The sequence below is a fragment of the Nocardia sp. NPDC023852 genome (assembly GCF_040639505.1).
Classification (GTDB): domain Bacteria; phylum Actinomycetota; class Actinomycetes; order Mycobacteriales; family Mycobacteriaceae; genus Nocardia.
The window spans coordinates 107,629-129,761 of record NZ_JBFAAB010000016.1; the positions used below are offsets into that span (position 1 = coordinate 107,629).

At 67.0% G+C, this 22,133-nt stretch carries 22 protein-coding genes; 11 read left to right on the forward strand and 11 right to left on the reverse strand.

All coding sequences use genetic code 11. The features are described from left to right. The first annotated feature begins 2 nt into the window (after positions 1-2). On the forward strand, positions 3-962 hold the full coding sequence (locus AB0H00_RS21365) for an amino acid ABC transporter permease (RefSeq protein ID WP_357268617.1): 960 nt from the start codon (positions 3-5) through the stop codon (positions 960-962). 32 nt (positions 963-994) lie between these two features. Beyond that, positions 995-1,747 carry an amino acid ABC transporter ATP-binding protein gene (locus tag AB0H00_RS21370; RefSeq protein ID WP_357268792.1) on the forward strand — a complete coding sequence of 251 codons (753 nt, stop codon included), beginning with the start codon at positions 995-997 and terminating at the stop codon, positions 1,745-1,747. A gap of 66 nt (positions 1,748-1,813) precedes the next feature. On the opposite strand, the gene AB0H00_RS21375 is transcribed toward AB0H00_RS21370, so the two are convergent. After that, on the reverse strand, positions 1,814-2,713 hold the full coding sequence (locus AB0H00_RS21375) for a LysR family transcriptional regulator (protein WP_357268619.1): 900 nt from the start codon (positions 2,711-2,713) through the stop codon (positions 1,814-1,816). 70 nt (positions 2,714-2,783) lie between these two features. Between AB0H00_RS21375 and AB0H00_RS21380 the strand changes: the two genes are divergently transcribed. Continuing rightward, positions 2,784-4,136: an FAD-binding oxidoreductase gene (locus AB0H00_RS21380; protein ID WP_357268621.1), complete on the forward strand. Its 1,353-nt coding sequence runs from the start codon at positions 2,784-2,786 to the stop codon at positions 4,134-4,136. A gap of 96 nt (positions 4,137-4,232) precedes the next feature. Here AB0H00_RS21380 and AB0H00_RS21385 read toward each other — a convergent pair whose 3' ends face one another. Then, on the reverse strand, positions 4,233-5,078 hold the full coding sequence (locus AB0H00_RS21385; RefSeq protein ID WP_357268623.1) for a class I SAM-dependent methyltransferase: 846 nt from the start codon (positions 5,076-5,078) through the stop codon (positions 4,233-4,235). A gap of 241 nt (positions 5,079-5,319) precedes the next feature. Here AB0H00_RS21385 and rpsA point away from each other — a divergent pair, with 241 nt between their 5' ends. Further along, a complete protein-coding gene (gene rpsA / locus AB0H00_RS21390) occupies positions 5,320-6,786 on the forward strand; it encodes a 30S ribosomal protein S1 (protein ID WP_357268625.1) in 1,467 nt (488 codons plus the stop codon). Positions 6,787-6,949: 163 nt separating this feature from the next. On the opposite strand, the gene AB0H00_RS21395 is transcribed toward rpsA, so the two are convergent. The 3 genes from AB0H00_RS21395 to AB0H00_RS21405 form a co-directional block, all read right to left on the reverse strand. Further along, on the reverse strand, positions 6,950-7,528 hold the full coding sequence (locus tag AB0H00_RS21395; protein ID WP_357268627.1) for a hypothetical protein: 579 nt from the start codon (positions 7,526-7,528) through the stop codon (positions 6,950-6,952). Positions 7,529-7,665: 137 nt separating this feature from the next. Then, positions 7,666-7,794: a hypothetical protein gene (locus tag AB0H00_RS21400; RefSeq protein ID WP_357268629.1), complete on the reverse strand. Its 129-nt coding sequence runs from the start codon at positions 7,792-7,794 to the stop codon at positions 7,666-7,668. Between the two features lie 134 nt (positions 7,795-7,928). Beyond that, on the reverse strand, positions 7,929-8,606 hold the full coding sequence (locus AB0H00_RS21405) for an NAD(P)H-binding protein (protein ID WP_357268631.1): 678 nt from the start codon (positions 8,604-8,606) through the stop codon (positions 7,929-7,931). An 86-nt stretch (positions 8,607-8,692) separates the two neighbouring features. On the opposite strand from AB0H00_RS21405, the gene AB0H00_RS21410 reads away from it, so the two are divergent. Next, positions 8,693-9,394 carry a TetR/AcrR family transcriptional regulator gene (locus AB0H00_RS21410; protein WP_357268632.1) on the forward strand — a complete coding sequence of 234 codons (702 nt, stop codon included), beginning with the start codon at positions 8,693-8,695 and terminating at the stop codon, positions 9,392-9,394. 153 nt (positions 9,395-9,547) lie between these two features. Here AB0H00_RS21410 and AB0H00_RS21415 read toward each other — a convergent pair whose 3' ends face one another. After that, complete coding sequence (locus AB0H00_RS21415) at positions 9,548-9,760, reverse strand: hypothetical protein (RefSeq protein WP_357268634.1); 213 nt, start codon at positions 9,758-9,760, stop codon at positions 9,548-9,550. 360 nt (positions 9,761-10,120) lie between these two features. Between AB0H00_RS21415 and coaE the strand changes: the two genes are divergently transcribed. Continuing rightward, complete coding sequence (gene coaE, locus AB0H00_RS21420) at positions 10,121-11,317, forward strand: dephospho-CoA kinase (protein ID WP_357268637.1); 1,197 nt, start codon at positions 10,121-10,123, stop codon at positions 11,315-11,317. A 158-nt stretch (positions 11,318-11,475) separates the two neighbouring features. Here coaE and AB0H00_RS21425 read toward each other — a convergent pair whose 3' ends face one another. Together AB0H00_RS21425 and AB0H00_RS21430 are read right to left on the reverse strand one after the other, a co-directional pair. Beyond that, positions 11,476-12,000, reverse strand: coding sequence for a DUF402 domain-containing protein (locus AB0H00_RS21425; protein WP_357268640.1), 525 nt, complete (start codon positions 11,998-12,000; stop codon positions 11,476-11,478). 58 nt (positions 12,001-12,058) lie between these two features. Beyond that, positions 12,059-12,700: a DUF402 domain-containing protein gene (locus AB0H00_RS21430; protein ID WP_357268643.1), complete on the reverse strand. Its 642-nt coding sequence runs from the start codon at positions 12,698-12,700 to the stop codon at positions 12,059-12,061. 156 nt (positions 12,701-12,856) lie between these two features. Here AB0H00_RS21430 and AB0H00_RS21435 point away from each other — a divergent pair, with 156 nt between their 5' ends. Then, the gene (locus AB0H00_RS21435; RefSeq protein ID WP_357268645.1) at positions 12,857-13,039 is read left to right on the forward strand and encodes a hypothetical protein; all 183 of its coding nucleotides are present in this window, start codon (positions 12,857-12,859) and stop codon (positions 13,037-13,039) included. Between the two features lie 10 nt (positions 13,040-13,049). Next, a complete protein-coding gene (gene uvrB, locus AB0H00_RS21440; protein ID WP_357268648.1) occupies positions 13,050-15,242 on the forward strand; it encodes an excinuclease ABC subunit UvrB in 2,193 nt (730 codons plus the stop codon). A 65-nt stretch (positions 15,243-15,307) separates the two neighbouring features. On the opposite strand, the gene AB0H00_RS21445 is transcribed toward uvrB, so the two are convergent. After that, positions 15,308-15,778: a VOC family protein gene (locus tag AB0H00_RS21445; RefSeq protein ID WP_357268651.1), complete on the reverse strand. Its 471-nt coding sequence runs from the start codon at positions 15,776-15,778 to the stop codon at positions 15,308-15,310. 52 nt (positions 15,779-15,830) lie between these two features. Between AB0H00_RS21445 and AB0H00_RS21450 the strand changes: the two genes are divergently transcribed. The 3 genes from AB0H00_RS21450 to AB0H00_RS21460 all read left to right on the forward strand — a co-directional run bounded on the left by AB0H00_RS21450 (position 15,831) and on the right by AB0H00_RS21460 (position 18,133). Continuing rightward, positions 15,831-16,733, forward strand: a complete 903-nt coding sequence (locus AB0H00_RS21450) for a helix-turn-helix domain-containing protein (RefSeq protein ID WP_357268654.1) — start codon at positions 15,831-15,833, stop codon at positions 16,731-16,733. 104 nt (positions 16,734-16,837) lie between these two features. After that, on the forward strand, positions 16,838-17,251 hold the full coding sequence (locus AB0H00_RS21455) for a DoxX family protein (RefSeq protein WP_357268657.1): 414 nt from the start codon (positions 16,838-16,840) through the stop codon (positions 17,249-17,251). A gap of 429 nt (positions 17,252-17,680) precedes the next feature. Continuing rightward, a complete protein-coding gene (locus AB0H00_RS21460) occupies positions 17,681-18,133 on the forward strand; it encodes a universal stress protein (RefSeq protein ID WP_357268660.1) in 453 nt (150 codons plus the stop codon). A 78-nt stretch (positions 18,134-18,211) separates the two neighbouring features. On the opposite strand, the gene AB0H00_RS21465 is transcribed toward AB0H00_RS21460, so the two are convergent. Further along, positions 18,212-20,488, reverse strand: coding sequence for an ATP-binding domain-containing protein (locus tag AB0H00_RS21465; protein WP_357268795.1), 2,277 nt, complete (start codon positions 20,486-20,488; stop codon positions 18,212-18,214). 273 nt (positions 20,489-20,761) lie between these two features. Continuing rightward, on the reverse strand, positions 20,762-22,090 hold the full coding sequence (locus AB0H00_RS21470) for a diguanylate cyclase (RefSeq protein WP_357268663.1): 1,329 nt from the start codon (positions 22,088-22,090) through the stop codon (positions 20,762-20,764). Positions 22,091-22,133 lie beyond the last annotated feature (43 nt).

Genomic DNA, 22,133 nt, shown 5'->3' on the forward strand with positions numbered 1-22,133 from the left:
TGATGGCGACGAACGACACGCGCCCGACGCCTGGCGAACCCGGATACGACGGGGCGGACTCGACGGGACAGCCGGAGCCGATCAAAGCGGTTCCGCTGCGCAGGCCCGGTCGCTGGATAACAGCGGCGGTCATTCTGGCCTTGACGGCACTGTTCGTGTACGGCGCAGCGACGAACCCGGCCTATCGCTGGGATACCTACTCGCGGTACCTGTTCGACCGCAGGATCACCGCGGGCGCCGTCGTCACGCTGGAGTTGACCGTGCTCGCGATGGCCATCGCGGTCGTGCTCGGCACAGTGCTCGCCGTGATGCGCCTTTCGCCGAACCCGGTCTTGCGGGCTTCGGCGTGGGCGTATCTCTGGATCTTCCGTGGCACACCGGTGTTCGTCCAGTTGGTGTTCTGGGGACTATTTCCCTCGCTGTACCGCCAGATCGATCTAGGTGTTCCATTCGGGCCGCAGTTCTTCCAACTCGACGTGCAGAACTTGCAGGCCGCGTTCACCTTCGCCGTAATCGGCCTCGGCCTCAACGAGGCTGCCTACATGGCCGAAATCGTCCGTGCCGGAATAAATTCCGTCGGTGAAGGGCAGCGCGAGGCGTCCATCGCGCTCGGCATGTCCTGGGGCCAGACCATGCGCAGGACCGTGCTACCGCAGGCCATGCGTGTGATCATTCCCCCGACCGGCAACGAGCTGATCGGCATGCTGAAGACCACCTCGCTGGTCACCGCGATTCCCCTGTCCACAGATCTCTACGGACGGGCGCGCGACATCTACGGCGTGAACTTCCAGCCGATTCCGCTGCTGCTGGTCACCGCTACCTGGTATCTGGCGATCACCAGCCTGCTGATGGTCGGGCAGTTCTACTTGGAGCGCTACTACTCGCGCGGCGTTTCGCGGCAGCTGACCGCGAAGCAGCTACAAGAGCTCGCCGACGCCCAGCAGAGAGTGAAGGCGAAATGAGCGTCGAGCTCGGGAAGACCACGCCCCCTCCGATGATCGTCGCGGACCGGGTCTGCAAGAACTTCGGTGCCCTACAAGTGCTCGAGGGCGTCTCGCTCCAGGTGGGCCGCGGTGAAGTGCTGTGTATCATCGGGCCCTCCGGGTCCGGCAAGTCCACCTTCCTGCGCTGCGTCAACCATCTGGAGCAAGTGAACGCGGGTCGGTTGTATGTCGACGGCGAGATTGTCGGCTACCGGGAGAAAAACGGCAAGCTCTACGAGCTACACCCACGCGACGCAGCCAAGCAGCGCCGCGAAATCGGCATGGTATTCCAGCATTTCAATCTTTTTCCGCACCGGACGGCGCTGGAGAACGTGATCGAGGCGCCTACCCAGGTCAAGAAGATCCGTAAGGTGGACGCGGTGGCCAGGGCGCGGGAGCTGCTCGACCGAGTCGGCTTGGCGGAGAAAGCGGGGGCTTACCCAGCGCAGCTGTCCGGTGGCCAGCAGCAACGTGTGGCCATCGCCCGTGCGCTGGCCATGGACCCGAAGCTCATGCTTTTCGACGAACCGACCTCCGCGCTGGACCCGGAGCTGGTCGGCGAGGTGCTCACCGTGATGCGGGAACTCGCCCGATCCGGCATGACGATGGTGGTGGTCACCCACGAGATGGGATTCGCCCGCGAGGTTGCCGACCAGCTGGTGTTCATGGACGGCGGCGTGGTAGTGGAGGCGGGACCGCCCCGCGAAGTGCTGGCCGCCCCGCGACACGAACGTACCAAGGCGTTCCTGTCCCGACTGCTCTGACGCAGGACGAACGTAGTCGGATGGCGGTGGCCGAGTACCGGTGGCCGCCATCCGACCGTGTTGGCGTCATGCCTTGGCATGCAAGCCGATTCGGAGCTGACCGAGCAGTACCTTGGCCGCGGGGCCGCCGGGGCGATCGGTGCGCCAAGCAAGGGCGAGGCGCCCGCGCAGCTCGGGCTCGATGATGCGCAGCGTCCGCACTCCGAAGGCCGCCGCCTCACCTGCGGTGAGCTCGGGCACCACAGCGACGCCGAGGCCGCGCGCGGCCAGGCGCAGCAAAAGCGGGGGCGCGGCAGCCTCATACGCGATGCTCGGCTCGAAACCCGCTGCGGCACAAGCGCGAGAGAAGACGCCGTGAATTCCGGTGCCCGCGGGCAGGCAGATCAGGGGTCGATCGCGCAACGCGGTGAGCGGGACCTGGGCGTCGAAGTCGGTGTCGGTCGCCGCGACCGCGGCGACCACCGGTGTCTCCAGCACCACGTCGATGCCGATGCCGGGTTCCAGTTCCGCACCGGTCAATCCGATCAGCGCGACATCCAGTTCGCCTCTTGCGAGGGCGACGAGCATCCGCTCGGACGTGTCCTCGGTGAGGGTGATGCCGACCTGGGGATGGTCGTCGTGGAAATCGGCGAGCACCGCGGCGACATCGAATTCGTCGGTCGCCGCTCCCGAGATGAGGCCGACCCGCACCTGTCCCCGCAGTAGGCCGGTGAATTCGTCAACGGTCTGGGTGATGCGCTCGGTCGCGTCCAGGGCCGCCCGCGCATGGGGTAGGACGGCGGTGCCGACTTCGGTCAGCGTCACCGTGCGACCGCCGCGGTCGAACAGCGGCTGGCCGAGTTCGCGTTCGAGCTGGCGGATCTGCGCGCTCAGCCCTGGCTGGGCAAGATGCAGCCGGGCGGCGGCGCGGGTGAAATTGGCCTCCTCCGCGACCGTCACGAAATAGCGAAGCTGACGCATTTCCATAACCAGTGATTATAGGATGTAGAAGAACTATCTGTTGTACTTCTTGCTCGGGGCGGAGCATCGTCGAGGCATGGGAAACAACGCCGCACAGATCATCGACACCTTCACCGGTCCCGTGTTCCGACCTGGCGACCCCGGCTACGCCGAAGAGATCGCCGGTTTTCAGACCGCCTATGCACACCGGCCCACCCTGATCGTCGGAGCTGTGCACGCCGAGGACGTCCGGGCCGCCGTGGAATACGCCGCACGCCATGACCTTCCGATCGCCGTGCAGGCGACCGGGCACGGGCTGTCGGTCGCGACCGAAGGGGGAGTACTGATCAGCACGCGTCGGATGACCGGCCTCCGGGTCGACCCGACGACTCGTATCGCGCACATCGGCGCCGGAGTGCGCGCGGGCGCGCTGGTCGAGGCGGCGGCCGAACACGGGTTGGCGCCACTGAACGGTTCATCGCCCTCGGTCGGTGTGGTGGGCTATCTGCTCGGCGGCGGCGTCGGGCTGCTGGCGCGTCAATTCGGCTTCGCGGCCGAGCGGGTGCGGGCGATCGAGCTGGTTACCGCCGACGGCCGGATGCGCAGGCTGGGGCCCGGTGACGAGCTGTTCGGTGCCGTGCTCGGCACCGGAGGCAACTTCGGTGTCGTCACCGCGCTCGAGGTCGAACTGGTTGCTCTCGCAACGGTGTACGGCGGACAGCTGGTGTTCGACACGCCGCTGGTCGAGCGGGCACTGGATGCCTGGCGGCAGTGGACCGCGAGCGTGCCGGAGGAAATGACCTCGGCGGTCACCATGCTCACCTTTCCGGACATCCCGCAGGTTCCCGCGCCGCTGCGCGGCCGGTACGTCGCGTCGTTCCGGATCGCCTTCAACGGCACGACCGAGGAGGGTGAGCGCCTGGTCGCGCCGTTGCGGGCAGTCGGAGAGCGGCTGAAAGACGATCTGCGCGCGATGCCCTACACCGAGTCGCACACCATTCACAGCGACCCAGACCACCCGCATGCCTACGCGGCCACCAACGCGTTGCTCGGCGCGTACACCGAAGAGGCGGCCGCCGCGCTGCTGACCGCCGCGGGCCCGGAGTCCGGCGTCGACGCTGTGGTCGATGTTCGCCATCTCGGCGGTGCGCTGGCCCGGCCCGGTGGTGCCGGAATCGCGGTGGACTACCGCGACGCCGCGTACATCGTGCGGGTCATCACCGGGCCCGAAGGCACTGCTGCGCAGGCGCGAGTCCGCGCCGCGCTGGCTGCGTGGACCCTCGGCCACAATCTCAACTTCCTCTACGGCGGGGGCGCCGACGCCGACGAGGCACAGACCCGCGCGGGCTACCTGCCCGGCAGCTACGCGCGCCTGGCCGCGCTCAAGGCGAAGTACGACCCGCGCAACCGGTTCCGCTTCAACCGCAACATCCGGCCCGCCGCAGGGTGAGGTGACCGCCGCGGCGCAGTTCGCGCGCCATGCGGGCGTCACGCATCAAGGTCGGCGGTTGGACGCGGTAGCCGGTGGCGCGCCACCCCGCATCGCTCACGGCTTACCCGTGACGAAAATGGCGGTGCCCGGGAAGAGCTCGCCGCGCAGGGGGCTCCACTGCCCCCATTCGCGGTCGAGCCATTCCGGCCAGTCCGGTTCGACGATGTCCTCCAGTAGCAGACCCGCCGCGACGATCTCGCGGACCCGATCGCCGATGGTGCGGTGGTGCTCGACATATGTCGGCACGCCCTCGTCGTCGACCTCGACATAAGGGGTGCGGTCGAAGTAGGGGATCTTGGCCGTCAAGCCCGCCGGGCCGGGATCGTCTGGGAAGATCCAGCGCATCGGGTGATTCACGGAGAACACCCAGCGCCCGCCGGGCCGCAGCACCCGTGCCACCTCCCGCATTACCAGCGCCGAGTCGGCGACGAACGGGATGGCGCCGAACGCGGAGCAGGCCAGGTCGAAGGAGGCGTCGGCGAACGGAAGGGCCTCGGCTCCCGCCTGCACCAGCGGTACCCGCGGCCCGCCGCGCGCCATCGCAGCCTTCCCGCGTTCCAGCATGCTTCGAGACAGATCGAGCCCGATCGGCACCGCGCCCTGTCCGGCCAGCCAGCGCGAACACGGCGCGGAGCCGCATCCGATCTCGAGGATGACCTTGCCCGCCACATCGCCGAGCAGGCGCATGTCGCCCTCGTGCAGGCCTTCCGGGCACCAGACGAACTCCCCTCCAGGCGAGTCCACGCCGAGGAAATCCGCGTGGGTCTCGTGGTATTGGGCGGCATCGGCATCCCACCAGCGTCGGCTGGCCAGCTGGCTGGCGTCCGATCCGATCCTGGTCCGGGTCGTGCCCGCCGTCCCGAGCAGTGCATTCGCTTGCGCATGGCGATCTTCCGACACGCCCGTCAGCCTATCGGCGTGGCGGCACTGCCGGTTTGCCCGGCCGGACCGAGGTCGCGTACGCTGAACGCGCGAGTGTCTTCCGTACAACCGTACCGAAGTACGACCCGTGCTGAATTCCACGCGAGTTGCGTGCGGTACCTTCCTAAGTGTCCGTCTTCACACCTCGCGGTGAGATCGCAGCGTACCGAAAGTTCCAATGTCCGCAACCGACCACAATCCGTCCGGAGCAAACCGACATATGCCCACCACCGTCACCTCGCCGCAGGTAGCCGTCAACGACATCGGCTCCGCCGAGGATTTCCTCGCCGCCATCGACGCCACGATCAAGTACTTCAATGACGGCGACATCGTCGAAGGAACCATCGTCAAGGTCGATCGCGACGAGGTCCTGCTCGACATCGGTTACAAGACCGAAGGCGTCATCCCCTCTCGCGAGCTCTCCATCAAGCACGACGTCGACCCCAACGAGGTCGTTTCCGTGGGTGATGAGGTCGAGGCGCTTGTTCTCACCAAGGAGGACAAGGAAGGCCGCCTGATCCTGTCGAAGAAGCGGGCGCAATACGAGCGTGCGTGGGGCACCATCGAAGAGCTCAAGGAGAAGGACGAGGCCGTCAAGGGCACCGTCATCGAGGTCGTCAAGGGCGGCCTGATCCTCGACATCGGCCTGCGCGGCTTCCTGCCCGCCTCGCTCGTCGAGATGCGGCGCGTCCGTGATCTCCAGCCGTACGTCGGCAAGGAGATCGAGGCCAAGATCATCGAGCTGGACAAGAACCGCAACAACGTGGTGCTGTCCCGCCGCGCCTGGCTGGAGCAGACCCAGTCCGAGGTGCGCAGCGAGTTCCTGCACCAGCTGCAGAAGGGCCAGGTCCGGAAGGGTGTGGTCTCCTCGATCGTCAACTTCGGTGCCTTCGTGGACCTGGGTGGCGTCGACGGTCTGGTGCACGTCTCCGAGTTGTCCTGGAAGCACATCGATCACCCCTCCGAAGTTGTCGAGGTCGGCAACGAGGTCACCGTCGAGGTGCTCGACGTCGACCTGGACCGCGAGCGGGTCTCGCTGTCGCTCAAGGCGACCCAGGAAGACCCGTGGCGTCAATTCGCCCGCACTCACGCGATCGGCCAGATCGTGCCGGGCAAGGTCACCAAGCTCGTTCCGTTCGGTGCGTTCGTGCGCGTCGAAGAGGGCATCGAGGGCTTGGTGCACATCTCCGAGCTGGCCGAGCGTCACGTGGAGGTCCCGGACCAGGTCGTCGCGGTCGGCGACGACGCGATGGTCAAGGTCATCGACATCGACCTGGAGCGTCGCCGGATCTCGCTGAGCCTCAAGCAGGCCAACGAGGACTACCACGCCGAGTTCGACCCGTCGAAGTACGGCATGGCCGACAGCTACGACGAGCAGGGCAACTACATCTTCCCGGAGGGCTTCGACCCCGACACCAACGAGTGGCTCGAGGGCTTCGACAAGCAGCGGGAGGAGTGGGAAGGCCGCTACGCCGAGGCGGAGCGTCGCCACAAGATGCACACCGCACAGATGGAGAAGATGGCGGCCGACGCCGCGGCCGAGGCCGCGAACGGCGGCGGCGCATCGAACTACTCCTCCGAAACCGGTGCGCAGTCCTCCGCCAGCCAGGCCGAGACCGGGGGCGGTTCGCTTGCCAGCGACGCTCAGCTGGCGGCCCTGCGGGAGAAGCTCTCCGGCAACGCCTGATCGGCATCAGCTGAACACTTGCGCCCCAACCAGGAAACCGGTTGGGGCGCAAGTTTTTTTTAGGGGGAGGGGGTTCTCCACAGCCACGTTGGACAGTCGACAACAGCCCGGTGTCGCCCACCGGTCGGCTCAGGAATGCACCGCGCGGCTCGATCGCCCACCGTCACCGCCCTGCGGGGCGCCTACGCCGATGTGGCCTGCGTATCCCGCGCGAGGGTTTCGTCGTCCCGCGTCGCACTTCGGGGAGATCGGTCGGTGGCTCGATCGCTTCATACGGTGCCGCCATCTGCGCCGTCGTGAGCGCGACGACTTGAATTTCCTCCAAACGCAGGCCGAGCGCGGCGAGCCGCGCGATCACGCCGAGCCGATGTTCCGGCAGGCCGGGACGGATCGGCAGCGGAACCTGTCCGGGCCGGCGCAGGACATACATCCTGCGCTCGGCGTCGAACACCACCGGCACGCCATCCCGGATCGCCTGATACGCGTCCAAATCCAGTGTGCTGTGCCGGATCGGGTCGATCATCATCGCCGCGATGAGGTGCTCTGCCTGCCGCAGCCGCAGGTCCCGATCCGGTGGGTCCAGATGCTCGACCCGCTGCTCGACTCGCCACCGGTAGTCCTCCACCGCACGGTGCAGCAGGTACCGGTGCCGTTCGATCTCGACCGCCAGCGCGATGAGGCGGTCGTGGTCGACCGTGCGCGGGCCACCCGGGTCGGGCGTCGAAGCATGGGCGTCGGGCATGGTGCCTCCCTCGTTCGAGTTGCGGATTACATTGAGGAGCAACTCGATCGACGTCCGACCGGATCTGATTGTGCCGGAGGGGTCCGACAAAAACGGACCCGAGGGCAGCAAGCGACAGCGGGTCGCACTCGGGATGGTCAGATGGCCTTCAACGCGCCGCCGTCGATGACCAGGTCGGCGCCGACGATGCCGCGGGCGTGGTGGGAGGCCGAGAAGGCGACCTGTGCGGCGACCTGCTCGGCCTCGATGAAGCGCCCAGCGGGCATACCGATAGCGACGGGCAACTGCGGAAAGAACTCTTCCCCCCGAGACCCCTTGGTAGTGGCGCTCTTTCCACCAGGGCCATCGGCGGCTTCCCGGAATGCGGTGTGGAGAGGCCCTGCGACACGGTGTTCACTGCTCAGTAGCCGACGGTGAAGCGGCGTTGGATGAATCGGGGTTGTTCGACCTCGTCAAGGAGGGCGACCGCGACGTCCTCCGCCGAGATGTCTTCCCCGCCGATGAGTAGTTGGTCGCCGCCGACGCGGAAGCGGCCGGTGCGGACGCCGGGGTTGATCCGGCCGGACGACGGGCTGAGGTAGGTCCAGTTGCGATTGGATGCCCGATAGACGTTCAAGGCATCGCGCAGCGCCCGCACCACGTCGGCGTACGCCGCGGGCACGTCGAGGGCGTCCGTGAGGTTTCGGATGAATTCGTCTCCGGTATCGAGCAATTGCACGCCAGGTGCCACCTCCAGGCTGCCCGCGCCGCCGACCGCGATCAGCCGCACGCGCGGCTGCTGGTCGAGCGCGGCGACCATCGCGTGCGCGCCTGCCACGAAATTGCTCGCGTTGGCGATGGTGTCCGCGACGCCGTGCCCCGCATTCACCGCGCTGACGACAACATCCAGGCCCGCGATGGCCGACGCGATGCTGTCGGCATCCAGCCAGTCGGCGACCGTCCACGCCGCGTTCCCCCGCTCGGCGGGGATCCGTGCGGCATCGCGCGTGAACGCGGTGACCCGATGCCCACGCTGCTGCGCTTCGGCGACGACACACGCGCCGATGACGCCGGTCGCCCCGAAAACTCCGATATCCATCAGCACTCCCTAAGCCTTGTTAATTTACTACACGCCGTTCAGTAACAGTACGGCTGATACTAGCCAAACGCTGTAGAGTGTCAAACGTGGCCGAGGTGGTGAAGAGTCGTAGAGAGCGCCTGCGTGCGCAGGCGTCGGGCGATATCAAGGCGATTGCGATGCGCCTGCTGGCCGATGGCGGCCCCGATGCGATTTCGCTCCGCGCCATCGCCCGTGAGATGGGCATGACCGCCGGCGCCATCTATGGCTACTACGCCACCCGGGACGACCTGATCTCCACACTCATTTCCGACGTGTACACGGCCCTGGTCGACCGGCTCGAGACGGCGCGTGACGCCGTCCCCGTGGCTGACCCGGCCGGGCGCATCGTGGCCTGGGGTGAAGCTGTTCGCGGCTGGGCGGTCGAGCGGCCCGCCGAGTTCCGGCTCATCTACGGTGATCCGGTGCCCGGCTATCGGGCACCGCCGGGTGGCGCGGCCGCGGAGGCCGAATTGCGTGCGTGCACCGGTCTGGTCGGTCTCGCGGCGGCGGCATGGCCGCGCGCCGCGACACGGCAGACCATCGGTGAGTCCACGTGGTCGGACTTCGACGCGGGCCTGGTCGGGCATGTCCGCGCCGACTTCCCGGCGCTGCCGCCCGCGGCGCTCGGCCTCGCCCTGCGTATGTGGGGTCGGATGCACGGTCTGATCGCGCTGGAGGTGTACGGCCACCTGCGTCCGCAAGCGCTGGATCCCGCCAAACTTTTCCGCACCGAGATGCTCGACCTGGTCCGCTCGCTCGGGCTGTAGTCCGCATCCTGGATTGCCCGGCCGAAATTCTTACTCGGTGCGGATGAATGCGATGTCGAACGAACGGCCGGTATGCCACGCACGTCCATCGGCCTCGTCTACGCATGAAAGTGGCCCAGCCTGGCTAGGGCTGGGCCACCGTCGAGAAAGAGTTCAGGCCGCGGCGGCAGGCACCCAACGAACCACGGGTGCGGTCGAACGTCTCCGCAGGGTTCCGAAACTGTGTCGGGCGGGACTGACGAACGCGGTGAACCACGAACGGCGGTGCTCGGCTAGCGCCGCCGCGACGGCGGGGATTTGAATGCAGTGCACTCGACCCGCCCTACCCAGGCGGTGGCGACCCGTCGGGTTGATTCTGGTGCCCAATGATGTTCCTTTGCTTTGCTGGTGCTGGCCTGGAGCGCCACGGCGAAGATTAGTCGAACCAAACAGCTCGGCAGAGTATTTTACGGAAGTAATTGCCTCGGCGTGTCGGAAAGTTGTCGCCGGCAAACCGGAACCGGCCGGAAATGTTGCGAATCGGTCTCGGCGCAGTCACGGATCGAGCAAATGGCAGCAGGAGTGGTGAAATGAGTGACCGCACCGGGTAATCGAGGGGATCGCGCCGAGGGCCGCCAATCACATGCGGCGCGCGGCTCAGATGTCCGAACCGTGTCGACGAGGCGTGTGTTCGGCTGGGTCGGGCCAGCCGGCGGCTGGTCGGTGGCTGGATGACAGACTGGTCGAATGTTACGGATCGGCCTCACCGGAGGCATGGGAGCGGGCAAGTCGACGGTGGCGCGGGCACTCGCCGACCTCGGCGCGGTGATCATCGATTCCGATCTGATCGCCAGGGAAGTGGTGGCGCCGGGCACCGGGGGCCTCGCGGCACTGGTCGAGGCGTTCGGTTCGGACATTCTCGCCGTGGACGGTAGCTTGAATCGTCCCGCGCTCGCGGCCAAGGCATTCGGTGACGACGCGGCACGCGCGAAACTTAATTCCATCACCCACCCGCTGGTCGGAAAGCGCACCACGGAATTGATTTCCACAGCACCGCAGGATGCCATTGTCGTACAGGATATTCCCCTGCTGGTGGAAAATGGTCTCGCGCCATTGATGAATCTTGTTCTGGTGGTCGATGTCGACGCCGAAACGCGTATTCGCCGTTTGGCCGAATTTCGCGGTGTTGCCGAATCCGATGCGCGGGCGCGTATTTCGGCGCAAGCCACCGACGAGCAGCGGCGTGCTGTTGCCGATGTATTGCTCGACAACAGCGGCGTTCCCGGCGAGGTCGCCGCCGTGGTGCACCGGCTGTGGGAGGAGCGGCTGGTGCCCTTCGAGCGCAATCTGCGCACCGGGACGCCCGCTGGTCGCAGCACGGTGCGGGTCGTGCCCCCGAATCCGGAGTGGCCCGCGCAGGCGCAGCGGCTGATCGCCCGGCTGTGGGTGGCCTGCGGTGCGTCCGCGTCACGGATCGACCACATCGGCTCGACCTCCGTGCCGGACCTCCACGCCAAGGACGTGATCGATCTGCAGATCACGGTCGCGGACCTGGCCGCGGCCGACGGGTTGCGGGAGGCGCTCGGCGTGGCCGGATTCCCGGTCCGGCCGGAGATCACCAGCGACCACCCTAAACCCACTCCGCAGGATCCGGTGGTCGCCGACCCCGCACTGTGGGCCAAACGGTTCCACCAGAACGCCGACCCGGGCCGGTTGGCCAACGTGCATGTGCGGGTCGAAGGTACGCCGGGCCAACAGTTCGCGCTGTGGTTCCGCGACTGGCTGCGCGCCGACGCCGCCGCTCGCGCCGAGTACCTCGAGGTGAAGCGCGAGGCGGCGGCCAAGGCGGCCGGGCTGACCGGCAAACAGGCAAAGCTGGCCTACCTCGAGGTCAAGGAGCCCTGGTTCGACGCGGCCTTCGCGCGCGCCTTGCGGGGCAGCTAGCGCCGCACTGCCGTGGCGAGGCGGTCCGAGAGCTCTGGACCCAGCCTTCCTCGGCGCCGTGCTCCGGGCTGAGCGGACCAGGCGGCAGCAGGTGGAACGACATGGTGGTCTTGCCGTCTCGGGTGTCGGCGAACGTGAGTGCGCCGGGCCGGTTGGCGTTACATCCAGGTCAGGGTGATGCCGAGGGAATTCATCCAGCCCTCGAAGGTGTGGCCGTTGCCGGCGATGCCGTCGATCGCCGTGGCCGCGTGCTGCATGGCTGCCTCCGCCTCGGCGAGACTGATCAGTCCGGCGGCATGCGCGGCGAGCAGTTCGTCGACGTCGAGCAGTTGGGTCTCGCGCGTCGAGCGCACGACGATGTCCAGGTAGTGGTCGACCGACTTCCACTTCTTCGGCCCGACCACACTGAACTCGCCCAGGTCGAGGTAGTAGTCCTGGTCGCGCTGATGGGCCGGATGGTAGTGGAACACGGTCGCGCGGATGGACAGCTCTGGCAGCAGCCAGGACTCGAGGTAGTGGAACTGTGGATGATCCGAGGTGCGCGCCATGTACAGACCCCACGGCTCGACGTGGTACCGCTCGACCGGCCGCACGAAGCCCTTCGGGTCGGTGTTGGTCAGGTCCGCGAGATTGAAGTACTCGACCTTGGGGCGGTGCACGTCGACGGAAGCTGCCTGCGTCATGGGTCCAGAATCTACCGTCGTGACGACTCCGTCGAGTCGAGCGGCGGTGACCAGCGGGTTACAACCAGGTGAGTGTGATGCCGTGAGTGGCGAGCCAGTCCTCGACGCAGTGGTCGTGCGCGGCCAGCCCGTCGAGCGCGGCCGTGGCGCGCGCGACTGCGCGGTGCGCCTGTGCCGTGTCGACCAGGCCGGCCGCGTGCGCGGCGAGCAACTCGCCGACGCCGAGGAGTTCGGCAGTGCGACCGCGGCGCACCACGATGTCCAAGTAGTGGTCCACCGCCTTCCAGCGCTTCGGACCAAGCTGGGTGAACTCGCCGATGTCGAGGCGATAATCCGGGTTCCTGTGGTGTGCCGGGTTGCGCCGCGCGACCGTCGCGCGCAGCGAAAGCCCTGGCAGCAACCAGGATTCGAGATAGTGCGAGCTCGGACCGTCGACCGCGCGCGCCATGTACAGGCCCCACGGCTCGACATGGAAGCGCTCGACCGGCCGGACGAAGCCCTTGGCGTCGGTGTTGGTGAGGTGGTCGAGGTTGAAGAACTCGATCCTCGGCCGGTGCGGGGCCGGGACGGCCGGGCCGGGTGGTGCGATCGCGGGGGCACCCGTCGTGGAGGGAACCGCCGCGCGGAGATCTCTTGCGACAAACCCGGCAAGGCCGGTGACGGCCGGCACGGCGACGAGCAATGGAATCAGACCAGTCATAGCTCTTGTCCTTCACCACATCCGAATAACCAATTCAGGCTACACCGGAGACCGGGTCGCCGCGCGGTTCCTGACGTGTTTCCGAATGTGAAATATGTTGCCGCAACGGACATTTCGGGCACGTGACGGTTTGCTCCGATAATACCCGCCCGGACTGTGAGAACGCTGTGCGCCCACCCCGAACCACATGCTGCCGATCGGATTCCGGTCGGCACCCGGCACCCGGTGATCGCCGTCCTCGGCCTCGCCGCGGCATCCGTATCGAGCGGTGCGGCGGGCGTGACCGGTCGCACCGGCCGTCGTCGCACGGCCGCGAAGTCTGTCGGTGGCTGCGCCTAGGCTGATGAGCATGGCATTCGCAACCGAGATTCCGGCGGAGGGCTACGAGGGCAGGGCCGCGGGCGAGCCGCCGCTGGCGCACTCGGAGTTCCGTCCCGTCGGCGAGATCGAGCGCGTCGACGGCCGGTTCCAGGTGGTCAGCGAGCACCAGCCGGCCGGTGACCAGCCTGCCGCGATCGAGGAGCTCGAGCGCAGGATCAGGTCGGGCGAGCGTGACGTGGTGCTGCTCGGCGCCACCGGGACCGGCAAGTCGGCGACGACCGCATGGCTGATCGAGCGGCTGCAGCGACCCGCGCTGGTAATGGCGCCGAACAAGACCCTCGCGGCCCAGCTGGCCAACGAGCTGCGCGAGATGCTGCCCAACAATGCCGTCGAATACTTCGTCTCGTATTACGACTATTACCAGCCCGAGGCGTACATCGCGCAGACCGACACCTACATCGAGAAGGACAGCTCGATCAACGACGACGTCGAGCGCCTGCGCCACTCGGCAACGTCCAGCCTGCTGTCCCGGCGCGACGTTGTGGTGGTCGCCTCCGTGTCGTGCATCTACGGCCTCGGCACACCGCAGTCGTATCTGGACCGTTCGGTGCAGCTGGAGGTGGGCGCCGAGGTGGACCGCGACGCGCTGCTGCGGCTGCTGGTCGACGTGCAGTACACGCGCAACGACATGGCGTTCACCCGCGGCTCGTTCCGCGTTCGCGGCGACACCGTGGAGATCATCCCTTCCTATGAAGAACTCGCGGTCCGCATCGAGTTCTTCGGCGACGAGATCGATGCGCTGTACTACCTGCACCCGCTCACCGGCGACGTGGTCCGCCGAGTCGACATGCTGCGCATCTTCCCGGCCACCCACTATGTGGCGGGTCCGGACCGGATGGAGCGCGCGGTGCACGACATCGAGGCCGAGCTGGCGGAGCGGCTCGCTGAGCTGGAGCGCCAGGGCAAACTGCTCGAGGCGCAGCGGCTGCGCATGCGCACCCAGTACGACTTGGAGATGATCCGGCAAGTCGGATTCTGCTCCGGCATCGAGAACTACTCGCGCCACATCGATGGGCGCCCGCCCGGCTCGGCTCCCGCGACGCTCCTGGACTACTTCCCCGAGGATTTCCTGCTCGTCATCGACGAGTCGCATAACACCGTCCCGCAGATCGGCGGCATGTACGAGGGCGACATGTCCCGTAAGCGCAACCTGGTGGAGTACGGTTTCCGGCTGCCGTCCGCGGTGGACAACCGGCCGCTCACCTGGGAGGAGTTCGCCGACCGGATCGGGCAGGCGGTATATCTTTCGGCCACCCCCGGACCGTACGAGTTGGGGCAGACCGGTGGCGAAGTGGTCGAGCAGGTCATCCGGCCGACGGGCCTGGTCGACCCCAAAGTCGTGGTGAAGCCGACCAAGGGCCAGATCGACGACCTGATCCACGAGATCAGGGGGCGCACAGAGCGCGACGAGCGGGTGCTGGTCACCACGCTGACCAAGAAGATGTCCGAGGACCTCACCGACTATCTGCTCGGACTCGGCATCCGAGTGCGGTACCTGCACTCCGAGATCGACACCCTGCGTCGCGTCGAATTGCTGCGGCAGCTGCGGCTCGGCGAGTACGACGTGCTGGTGGGCATCAACCTGCTCCGCGAGGGTCTCGACCTGCCCGAGGTGTCGCTGGTGGCGATCCTCGACGCGGACAAGGAAGGCTTCCTGCGCAGCACCACCGCGCTGATTCAGACGATCGGCCGCGCGGCGCGCAATGTCTCCGGCGAAGTGCACATGTACGCCGACAAGGTCACCGCTTCGATGCAGTTCGCCATCGATGAGACCGAACGCCGCCGCGCCAAGCAGATCGCCTACAACGAGGAAATGGGCATCGACCCGAAACCATTGCGTAAGAAGATCGCCGACATCCTCGACCAGGTGTACCGAGAAGCAGACGAGACCGAGGTCGAGGTCGGCGGTTCCGGTCGTAATGCCAGCCGCGGTCGCCGTGCACAGGGCGAGCCGGGCCGGGCGGTGAGCGCGGGGGTGTACGAGGGCCGCGACATCAAGTCGATGCCGCGCGCCGAACTCGCCGATCTGGTCAAGGAACTGACCGCACAGATGATGAACGCGGCCAGGGAGTTACAGTTCGAGCTCGCCGGGCGGTTGCGCGACGAGATCGCGGACCTGAAGAAGGAACTGCGCGGCATGGACGCCGCCGGGTTGAGTTGAGCTGTGCCGCAACGGCTCTGCCTCCGCGGACCGGGCGCCGGGCGGTCGCGGAGGCGGCACGGGCGTCAGGCCTGGGCGGCCATCCACTCGTTCACTCGGCGCTCGGCCTCCTCGCGCGAGACCTCCTCTACCTTGGTGAGCACCGCCCAGCGGTGGCCGAACGGATCGATGATCACGCCGTAGCGGTCGCCGGTGACGAAGGTCTGCGGCTCTTCGACACGGCGGGCGCCGTGTTCGACGGCGCGCCGCACGACCGCGTCGACATCAGGGCAGTAGTGCACGATCGAGGTGTGCACCCACTCGCCGTTCGGGGCGAGCACGCCGTTGTCCGGTATGGGCATGCCCATCTGCAGGGTCGAGTCACCCAACTTCAACTCCGCGTGCGCGGGCTGACCATCAGGCAGATCGTTGCGGCTGAGCACCTCCGCTCCGAAGACGGCGGTGTAGAAATCAATGGCCTTGTTGCCGTCGCCGACCGCGAGGAAGCAGGTGATCGAGTGGTAGCCGTCGGCAATGGGGTTCACTGTGTTCGTCATGGCATCAACCCTTGTCGCTCGCGGTCCGCGGGTCTTGTAAGAAAGCGACACCATGCCCGGCCGCGCTGAATCGCCCGGCATCGAGCCAGGGCGGGCCCGTAATCCGGCCGTGCCCGCCGACACCAAGGGCATCCTGCACCCGGACGAACAGGCCAAGCATCGATCTCTGGCCCGGTTGGTCCCCGGCCCGGCAATGGATCGCTACGTCGAGTGGTACTGGTCAGTGCGCTGGGATCTGCGCGGCAGATCGTCGTATCGCGCCGAGGTGCTGTCGTATCCGAGCGTCAATATCACCTTCGAACGATCCGACACACGCACCGGCGGATTCGTGAACGGCATAAGCACCAGCAAATACGTCCGCGAGCTCAGTGGACTCGGTGAAACATTCGGTATTCGCTTCCGGGCGGGCGGTTTCGGCGCGTTCACCGGACTCGATGTCGGTTCGTTTCGCGACAGCTCCGTCGGCCTCACCGACATCATGCCCGAGGCGGCGGGATTGGCCGAGCGTGTGCTCGACGTGCCCACCGACGGGCAACGCCGCGCCGTCGTCGAGGAGTTCCTCGCGGGCAAGCCGTCGGTCGACGACTCGACCTACCGGCTGGTGCTGCGCATCGTCGACGCGATGGCCAACGATCTGGAGCTCACCAGAGTCGATCAGATCACGGACCGCTTCGGTGTGCCCACGCGCACCCTGCAGCGCATGTTCCGCCGTTACGTCGGTGCCGGCCCGAAATGGGTACTGCGCCGCTATCGGTTGCAGGACGGGGCCGATCTGCTCGCCAAGGGCCGCACCGAAGACCTGGCCGCACTGGCCGCCGACCTGGGATACTTCGATCAGGCGCACTTCTCGCGTGAGTTCACCGCGGAGGTCGGAATGACTCCACTGGAATACGCCAAGAATTCGCTACGTTCGCGTAACGAGATAACGTCAAAGGTCATGCCGATTAGAAATTAGTTGCTGTCTCGATCGATTGTGGGGATTCTTCCGCCCATCCAGGAAGGGTGACCAGGCACGCAGTCGAAGTTGCGCTATCAACCATCAGCCGACAAGGAGTTGACATGGACGTCGTGGTGTTGATCGGGCGGGTGTTGTTCGCTTTCCTCTTCCTGGGCTCCGCACTCGGGCACTTCACTCAGACGGAGGCGATGGCGGGGTATGCACAGGGTCGGGGGATCCCCATGCCGAAGTACGCCGTGCTGGCCTCGGGTGTGGTGTTCGCGCTGGGCGGACTGAGCGTGCTTCTCGGCGTATGGGCGGATCTCGGGTCGCTGCTGCTGGTGGTTGCCCTACTGCCGACTGCCTTTCTGATGCATCCGTTCTGGAAGGAGACCGACGCGGAAACCGAACAGGGCGAGATGGTCCAGTTCAACAAGGACGTTGCCCTGGCGGGCGCCGCCCTGATGCTGTTCGCGTTCTTCGCGCATGTCGACGATCTCGGATTGACCATCACCGGGCCACTTTTCGACCTCTAGGCAGACCGGCCGCGCTAATAGTGCGCGTCCTATTTGCGGCAGAGAGAGGAAGGCATGACATCGGAGCGATTCTCGGCATTCTCTGGGCAAACTATGGCCAGTGGCCTTATCGCGCGGTGGGCCGATCTTCGTCTGACGGACCCAACTGTGTGACGCATATCCCATGGCGGCAACACCGTTCATCTCGATTGTGCGAAATCACAGGTTTCGAACGCCGAAATCGGTTCGGCGCTGGTTGGTTGCGCCTTTCTGGCATTTGCCGGAGAACCCGTGGCAGGAATGGTTGAACACCCCGACTGTGATGTATTGCGATTTCTGATATTTCCGCACCGTTTGCCGCTATGGTCGAGCCCAATCGCCGCGCCGGCGCCCCGATCTGCGGGACAGACCGGATGCAGCACCCGACCCACCGCTTAGTTGGAGGAGAGAATGACCGCCTACCGGACCATTGTCGTCGGTACCGATGGCTCGGACTCGTCGTATGTCGCCGTCGAGAAGGCCGCCACTCTGGCTGCGGTTTCCACCGCGACCTTGGTCGTGGCCTGCGCGTACTACCCGACCGACGATCGCGATCTCGCCGCTGCCACCGATGTCCTCAAGGAGGAGGCCTACCAGGTGCGGGGTTCCGCCCCGACCAGCGAGATCTTGCGCGTCGCGCGGGACAAGGCCATCGCCGCCGGCGCGGCGGACATCATCGAGCGCGCCATTGTCGGCGAGCCGGTGGAGTCGCTCCTGGCGCTGGTCAAGGAGGTCGAGGCCGACCTGCTCGTGGTCGGCAACCGGGGGCTGAACACCCTGGCAGGTCGGCTACTCGGCTCGGTGCCCTCCGATGTGGCGCGCAAGTCGCGCTCGGACGTGCTGATCGTGCACACCGTGCGCTGAGCCCTGCTCGAGGAAAGGCTCCGTGCTCGTCGCGTACCGCGATGGGGCACGGAGCCTTTCGTATTTCGGCGTGGGACGTCAGCACAACCTGCCGAGCACGTCCGGGAGCTTCGCGCTGTGCACAACGCCGAGCCGCTGCGTGGCGCGGGTGAGCGCGACATAGAGGTCGTTGAGCCCGCGTGGCGATTCGTCGAGGATGCTCTGCGGCTCGACCAGGTAGACCGCGTCGAACTCCAGGCCTTTCACATCGTGCACGGTGAGCACCCGCACCGACTCGCCCGTGAGGTCGTCCAGCCGAGCCACCAGCGCGTGCGGCGCGATCACCGCTGTGGTGCCCGGCCCGGATTCCGCGGCTACCAGCCGGGCGACCTCCGCGTGCACATCGCCTGGGGCCACTCGGTACGCGCGCGGCACGGTGCCGGTCTCGCGGACCGAGCGCGGTGCGTCTGCCGTCGGGTCGATCGCGGCGAGCACGTCCGCGGCGACGGCCATGATCTCGGCGGGTGTGCGGTAGTTGACCGTCAGCTCGGTCAGCTTCCACCGTGCGGCGACATACGGTTCCAGCATCCGCTGCCATGACGACGTGCCCGCCGGGTCGCCGGTCTGCGCGACGTCGCCGACCACCGTGATCCACCGATTCGGGACTCGCCGCATCACCATGCGCCAGGCCATTTCCGACAGCTCCTGCGCCTCGTCCACGATGACGTGGCCGTAGGTCCAGGTACGATCGCCCGCGGCGCGTTCCGCGGTGGTCTGGCGGGTGCGCACATCCTGTCGTTCGGCCAGCTGGCTCGCGTCGATCAGGTCGTAGGCCATCAGGATCTCGGGATCGAGTTCGTCCTCCAGGTCCTGCGGCGCGGAGCCGGTCAAGATGTCCAGCGCGTCCTGCGCCTCGGCGAGCTGGGCGCGCCAGCGGCGGCGGGCGCGTTCGCGCTCCTCGGCATCGTCCACGCCGAGCAGCTCGGCCAGCTCGTCCAGCAGCGGCGCGTCGGCCGCGCTGAACGCGCCGTTGTCCGGACGCACCAGCTCGGCACGGTCCGCGGGGTCGAGCGCGGTCGCGACCCGGTCCAGCCGCTCCGGGGCGGCGAGCAGGTCGGCAAGGACCTCCTGCGGGGACAGAATCGGCCAGAGTCTGCCGATGGCGGACTGGATCTCCTGGTCGGCGCGCATCTCGTCCCTGATCTCGGTGAGGTCGGTCGAGCTGAGTAGGCTGGGACCACCGGAAAGGTCGCCGCCCATGGTCTGCGCGAGCTGGTCGGTCAGCGCGTCGATCACCGAACTGGCGAAGATCGGTCTGGCGAGGTTGTGCGGGCGGCGCGACGAACGGGCGCGGCCGCGGGCCCTGGTGACGATCTTGCGGTCCAACGTGACCGGATAGCCGTCGAAGCTCAGCCGGATCGGTTCGGCAGGTATCTCCTGGCGATCACGCACCGCTCGCTCGAGTACCTCGATGATCGCCTGCGAACCTTTGATCTCGCCCGCGCGCAGGGAGTCCTCCCGGGTGGCCTTCACTCCCGGGTACAAGTCGCCGATGGTGGACAACAGCACGCCGGTCTCGCCGAGGGAGGGGAGCACCTGGCCGATGTAGTCCAGGAAGGTGGCGTTCGGCCCGATGATCAGCACGCCACTCTTGGCCAGCTGCTGGCGGTAGGTGTAGAGGAGGTAGGCGGCGCGGTGCAGCGCGACGGCGGTCTTACCGGTGCCCGGCCCGCCCTGCACGACGAGCACGCTCTTGTGCTCCGAGCGGATGATCGTGTCCTGCTCGTGCTGGATGGTCTCCACGATGTCGTTCATGTGGCCGGTGCGGGCGGCGTTGAGCGCCGCGAGCAGCGCGCTCTCGCTGCCGACGCCGCCGTCGGAGGCGGTGACGCCCGCCCGGCGCGCGGTGTCCAGATCGAGGTACTCGTCGTTGATCGCGGTCACCGTGCGGTTGCGCGACCGGATATGCCTGCGCCGGGTCACGCCGTCCGGGGTCGCCGTGGTGGCCAGGTAGAACGGCCGGGCCAGCGGGGCGCGCCAGTCCAGTAGCAGGCTCTCGTAGTCGTCCTTCTCGTCGAGGATGCCGAGCCTGCCGATGTAGCGGTACTCCTCCTGCTCGCCGTCGAGGTCGATGCGGCCGAAACACAGACCGTGTTCCGCGGCATCGTATTTCGCGAGGTCCTCGGTGTAGAGCTGGCTGAAGGACTCCCGTTCGCTGCGGGCCTGCGGGGTGCCGCCGGTTTCCAGCAGTACGGTGCGCAACCGGTTGCGCGCGTAGTCGCGCATTTCGTCGAGCCGGTCGTACAGCACCGACAGGTAGGCCTGTTCCCGCTCGGTCTCGCGGGTCCGCTCGTGCTCGTCCTCAGGGGTCGACAACGGCGTGCTGTCGCCCGTGTCCGCGGAGGGCGCACGGTCTTGTGTGAGGTCGGGCAAACTAACTCCTTGTCACCGCGATGAGCTGGGAGCACGGTGCCCGGACCGGGCACGTGAACGCTCGGAAAACAGAGTTGTCGAGTCTACTGTGATCGCGGCACGCTCGCCGTAACAGCAGGTCACGCCCACGGTCGCAGCACAGCGGCCCGTTCGCAGGACAGGCGAATCGCACCGGGGTGAAGTGTGTGACCAGCCGTATAACTGGCACCGCACCCGTCAGGACACGTGGGTGTTGTTTTGGCCCTTGGCGACGGCACCATCGCGGTGTCCCGGCGGCTTGGCGCGGTACATCGCCAGGTCCGCGTCGTGCAACACGGCCTCGGGGGTGCGGCGGTCGCCGATCGTCAGCGCGGTGACGCCGATCGAGGCGTTCACCTCGATTCGGTGCCCTCGCGCGACGATCGGCTCGGCCATGGTGTGGCGCAGCCGGGCGACCAGCATGTCGATGTCTACCTGGCGGGTGCGGCCGGAGAGCAGGACGAGGAACTCGTCGCCGCCGAGTCGGCCGACGATGTCGTCGCTGCGCAGCGCGCGCTGCAGCCGCTGGGCGACGATCTGCAGCACAGTGTCGCCGATGGCGTGCCCGAGGCTGTCGTTGATCGACTTGAACCCATCCAGGTCGATGAACAGCACGGTGGAGACCGGCAGCTCTTCCACGGTGGCCAGTGCGGCCGCCAGCTGGGACAGGATCAATGAGCGGTTGGCCAGACCGGTGAGCCCATCGTGCGTGGCCTGGTACTCCAATTGCCGCCTGCTGGCGCGGAACTCGGTGATATCGGCGAACGAGGAGACCGCCGACGAGCGCGGATCTCCGGGGTTGAGCAGGCGGCTGCTGCCGGAGAGCCAGCGCCGCTGTCCGTCCACCCGGTCGACGCCGAAGACATAGCCGGTGATGGTCTCGCCGGTGGCGAGCGTGCGTGCGATGGGGTGGCGGCTCGGCGGTAGCGGCTGGGCGTTTCCGTCGAGCAGCACCAGTGGCAGTGACTGGATGGTGTGGCCGATCACTTGTTCGTCGGGCCCCTCGGTGCCGAAGATGCGCTTGGCCGCCGGATTCATCGATTCGATCCGCCCCTCCGGATCGATCACCACGACGCCTTCCTCCAGTTGGGAGACGACCGTGGTGAAGTACTGTTCGGCCCGGCGCTGCGCGTCCTCGGCGTGCCGCTGTGCGGTGAGGTCGTGGATGACCACCTGGTAGGCGAGGTGGTCCTGCCAGGCGGTCAGCACCGAAACGGTCTCGACGGGGATGCTTACACCGTCCACTCGCCGCAGCATCATCTCGGTCGGCTCGGATGCGGCGCCCGCCGTGGTCAGGGTGCTGATGCGGTCCAGCATCGCGGGGATCGAGGCGGGATCGACGAACTTGGTCAGCGGTTGGCCGATCACCTCGTCTACGCTCGCGGCGGCGAGCATGCGGATGGTCGCGGGATTGACGTAGACCACGGTGCCCCGCTCGTGCACACAGATCCCGTCGGGAGTGTGCTCGACCAGGGAACGGTAGCGCTCGGCTAGTTGTTCGGCGGCGTCAACCGCGGCGGCTGCCATGTCCTCACCCACTCGAACCCCCGATCGTCGACCTTATGGCCAT

What these genes read in the sequence shown, in the direction of transcription:
- AB0H00_RS21365 (WP_357268617.1), top strand. Translation starts at nt 3, where the DNA reads ATGGCGACGAACGACACGCGCCCGACGCCTGGCGAACCCGGATACGAC.
- AB0H00_RS21370 (WP_357268792.1), top strand. Translation starts at nt 995, where the DNA reads ATGATCGTCGCGGACCGGGTCTGCAAGAACTTCGGTGCCCTACAAGTG.
- AB0H00_RS21375 (WP_357268619.1), bottom strand. Translation starts at nt 2,713, where the DNA reads ATGGAAATGCGTCAGCTTCGCTATTTCGTGACGGTCGCGGAGGAGGCC.
- AB0H00_RS21380 (WP_357268621.1), top strand. Translation starts at nt 2,784, where the DNA reads ATGGGAAACAACGCCGCACAGATCATCGACACCTTCACCGGTCCCGTG.
- rpsA (WP_357268625.1), top strand. Translation starts at nt 5,320, where the DNA reads ATGCCCACCACCGTCACCTCGCCGCAGGTAGCCGTCAACGACATCGGC.
- AB0H00_RS21395 (WP_357268627.1), bottom strand. Translation starts at nt 7,528, where the DNA reads ATGCCCGACGCCCATGCTTCGACGCCCGACCCGGGTGGCCCGCGCACG.
- AB0H00_RS21400 (WP_357268629.1), bottom strand. Translation starts at nt 7,794, where the DNA reads ATGCCCGCTGGGCGCTTCATCGAGGCCGAGCAGGTCGCCGCACAGGTC.
- AB0H00_RS21405 (WP_357268631.1), bottom strand. Translation starts at nt 8,606, where the DNA reads ATGGATATCGGAGTTTTCGGGGCGACCGGCGTCATCGGCGCGTGTGTC.
- coaE (WP_357268637.1), top strand. Translation starts at nt 10,121, where the DNA reads ATGTTACGGATCGGCCTCACCGGAGGCATGGGAGCGGGCAAGTCGACG.
- AB0H00_RS21425 (WP_357268640.1), bottom strand. Translation starts at nt 12,000, where the DNA reads ATGACGCAGGCAGCTTCCGTCGACGTGCACCGCCCCAAGGTCGAGTAC.
- AB0H00_RS21430 (WP_357268643.1), bottom strand. Translation starts at nt 12,700, where the DNA reads ATGACTGGTCTGATTCCATTGCTCGTCGCCGTGCCGGCCGTCACCGGC.
- uvrB (WP_357268648.1), top strand. Translation starts at nt 13,050, where the DNA reads ATGGCATTCGCAACCGAGATTCCGGCGGAGGGCTACGAGGGCAGGGCC.
- AB0H00_RS21445 (WP_357268651.1), bottom strand. Translation starts at nt 15,778, where the DNA reads ATGACGAACACAGTGAACCCCATTGCCGACGGCTACCACTCGATCACC.
- AB0H00_RS21450 (WP_357268654.1), top strand. Translation starts at nt 15,831, where the DNA reads ATGCCCGGCCGCGCTGAATCGCCCGGCATCGAGCCAGGGCGGGCCCGT.
- AB0H00_RS21455 (WP_357268657.1), top strand. Translation starts at nt 16,838, where the DNA reads ATGGACGTCGTGGTGTTGATCGGGCGGGTGTTGTTCGCTTTCCTCTTC.
- AB0H00_RS21460 (WP_357268660.1), top strand. Translation starts at nt 17,681, where the DNA reads ATGACCGCCTACCGGACCATTGTCGTCGGTACCGATGGCTCGGACTCG.
- AB0H00_RS21470 (WP_357268663.1), bottom strand. Translation starts at nt 22,090, where the DNA reads ATGGCAGCCGCCGCGGTTGACGCCGCCGAACAACTAGCCGAGCGCTAC.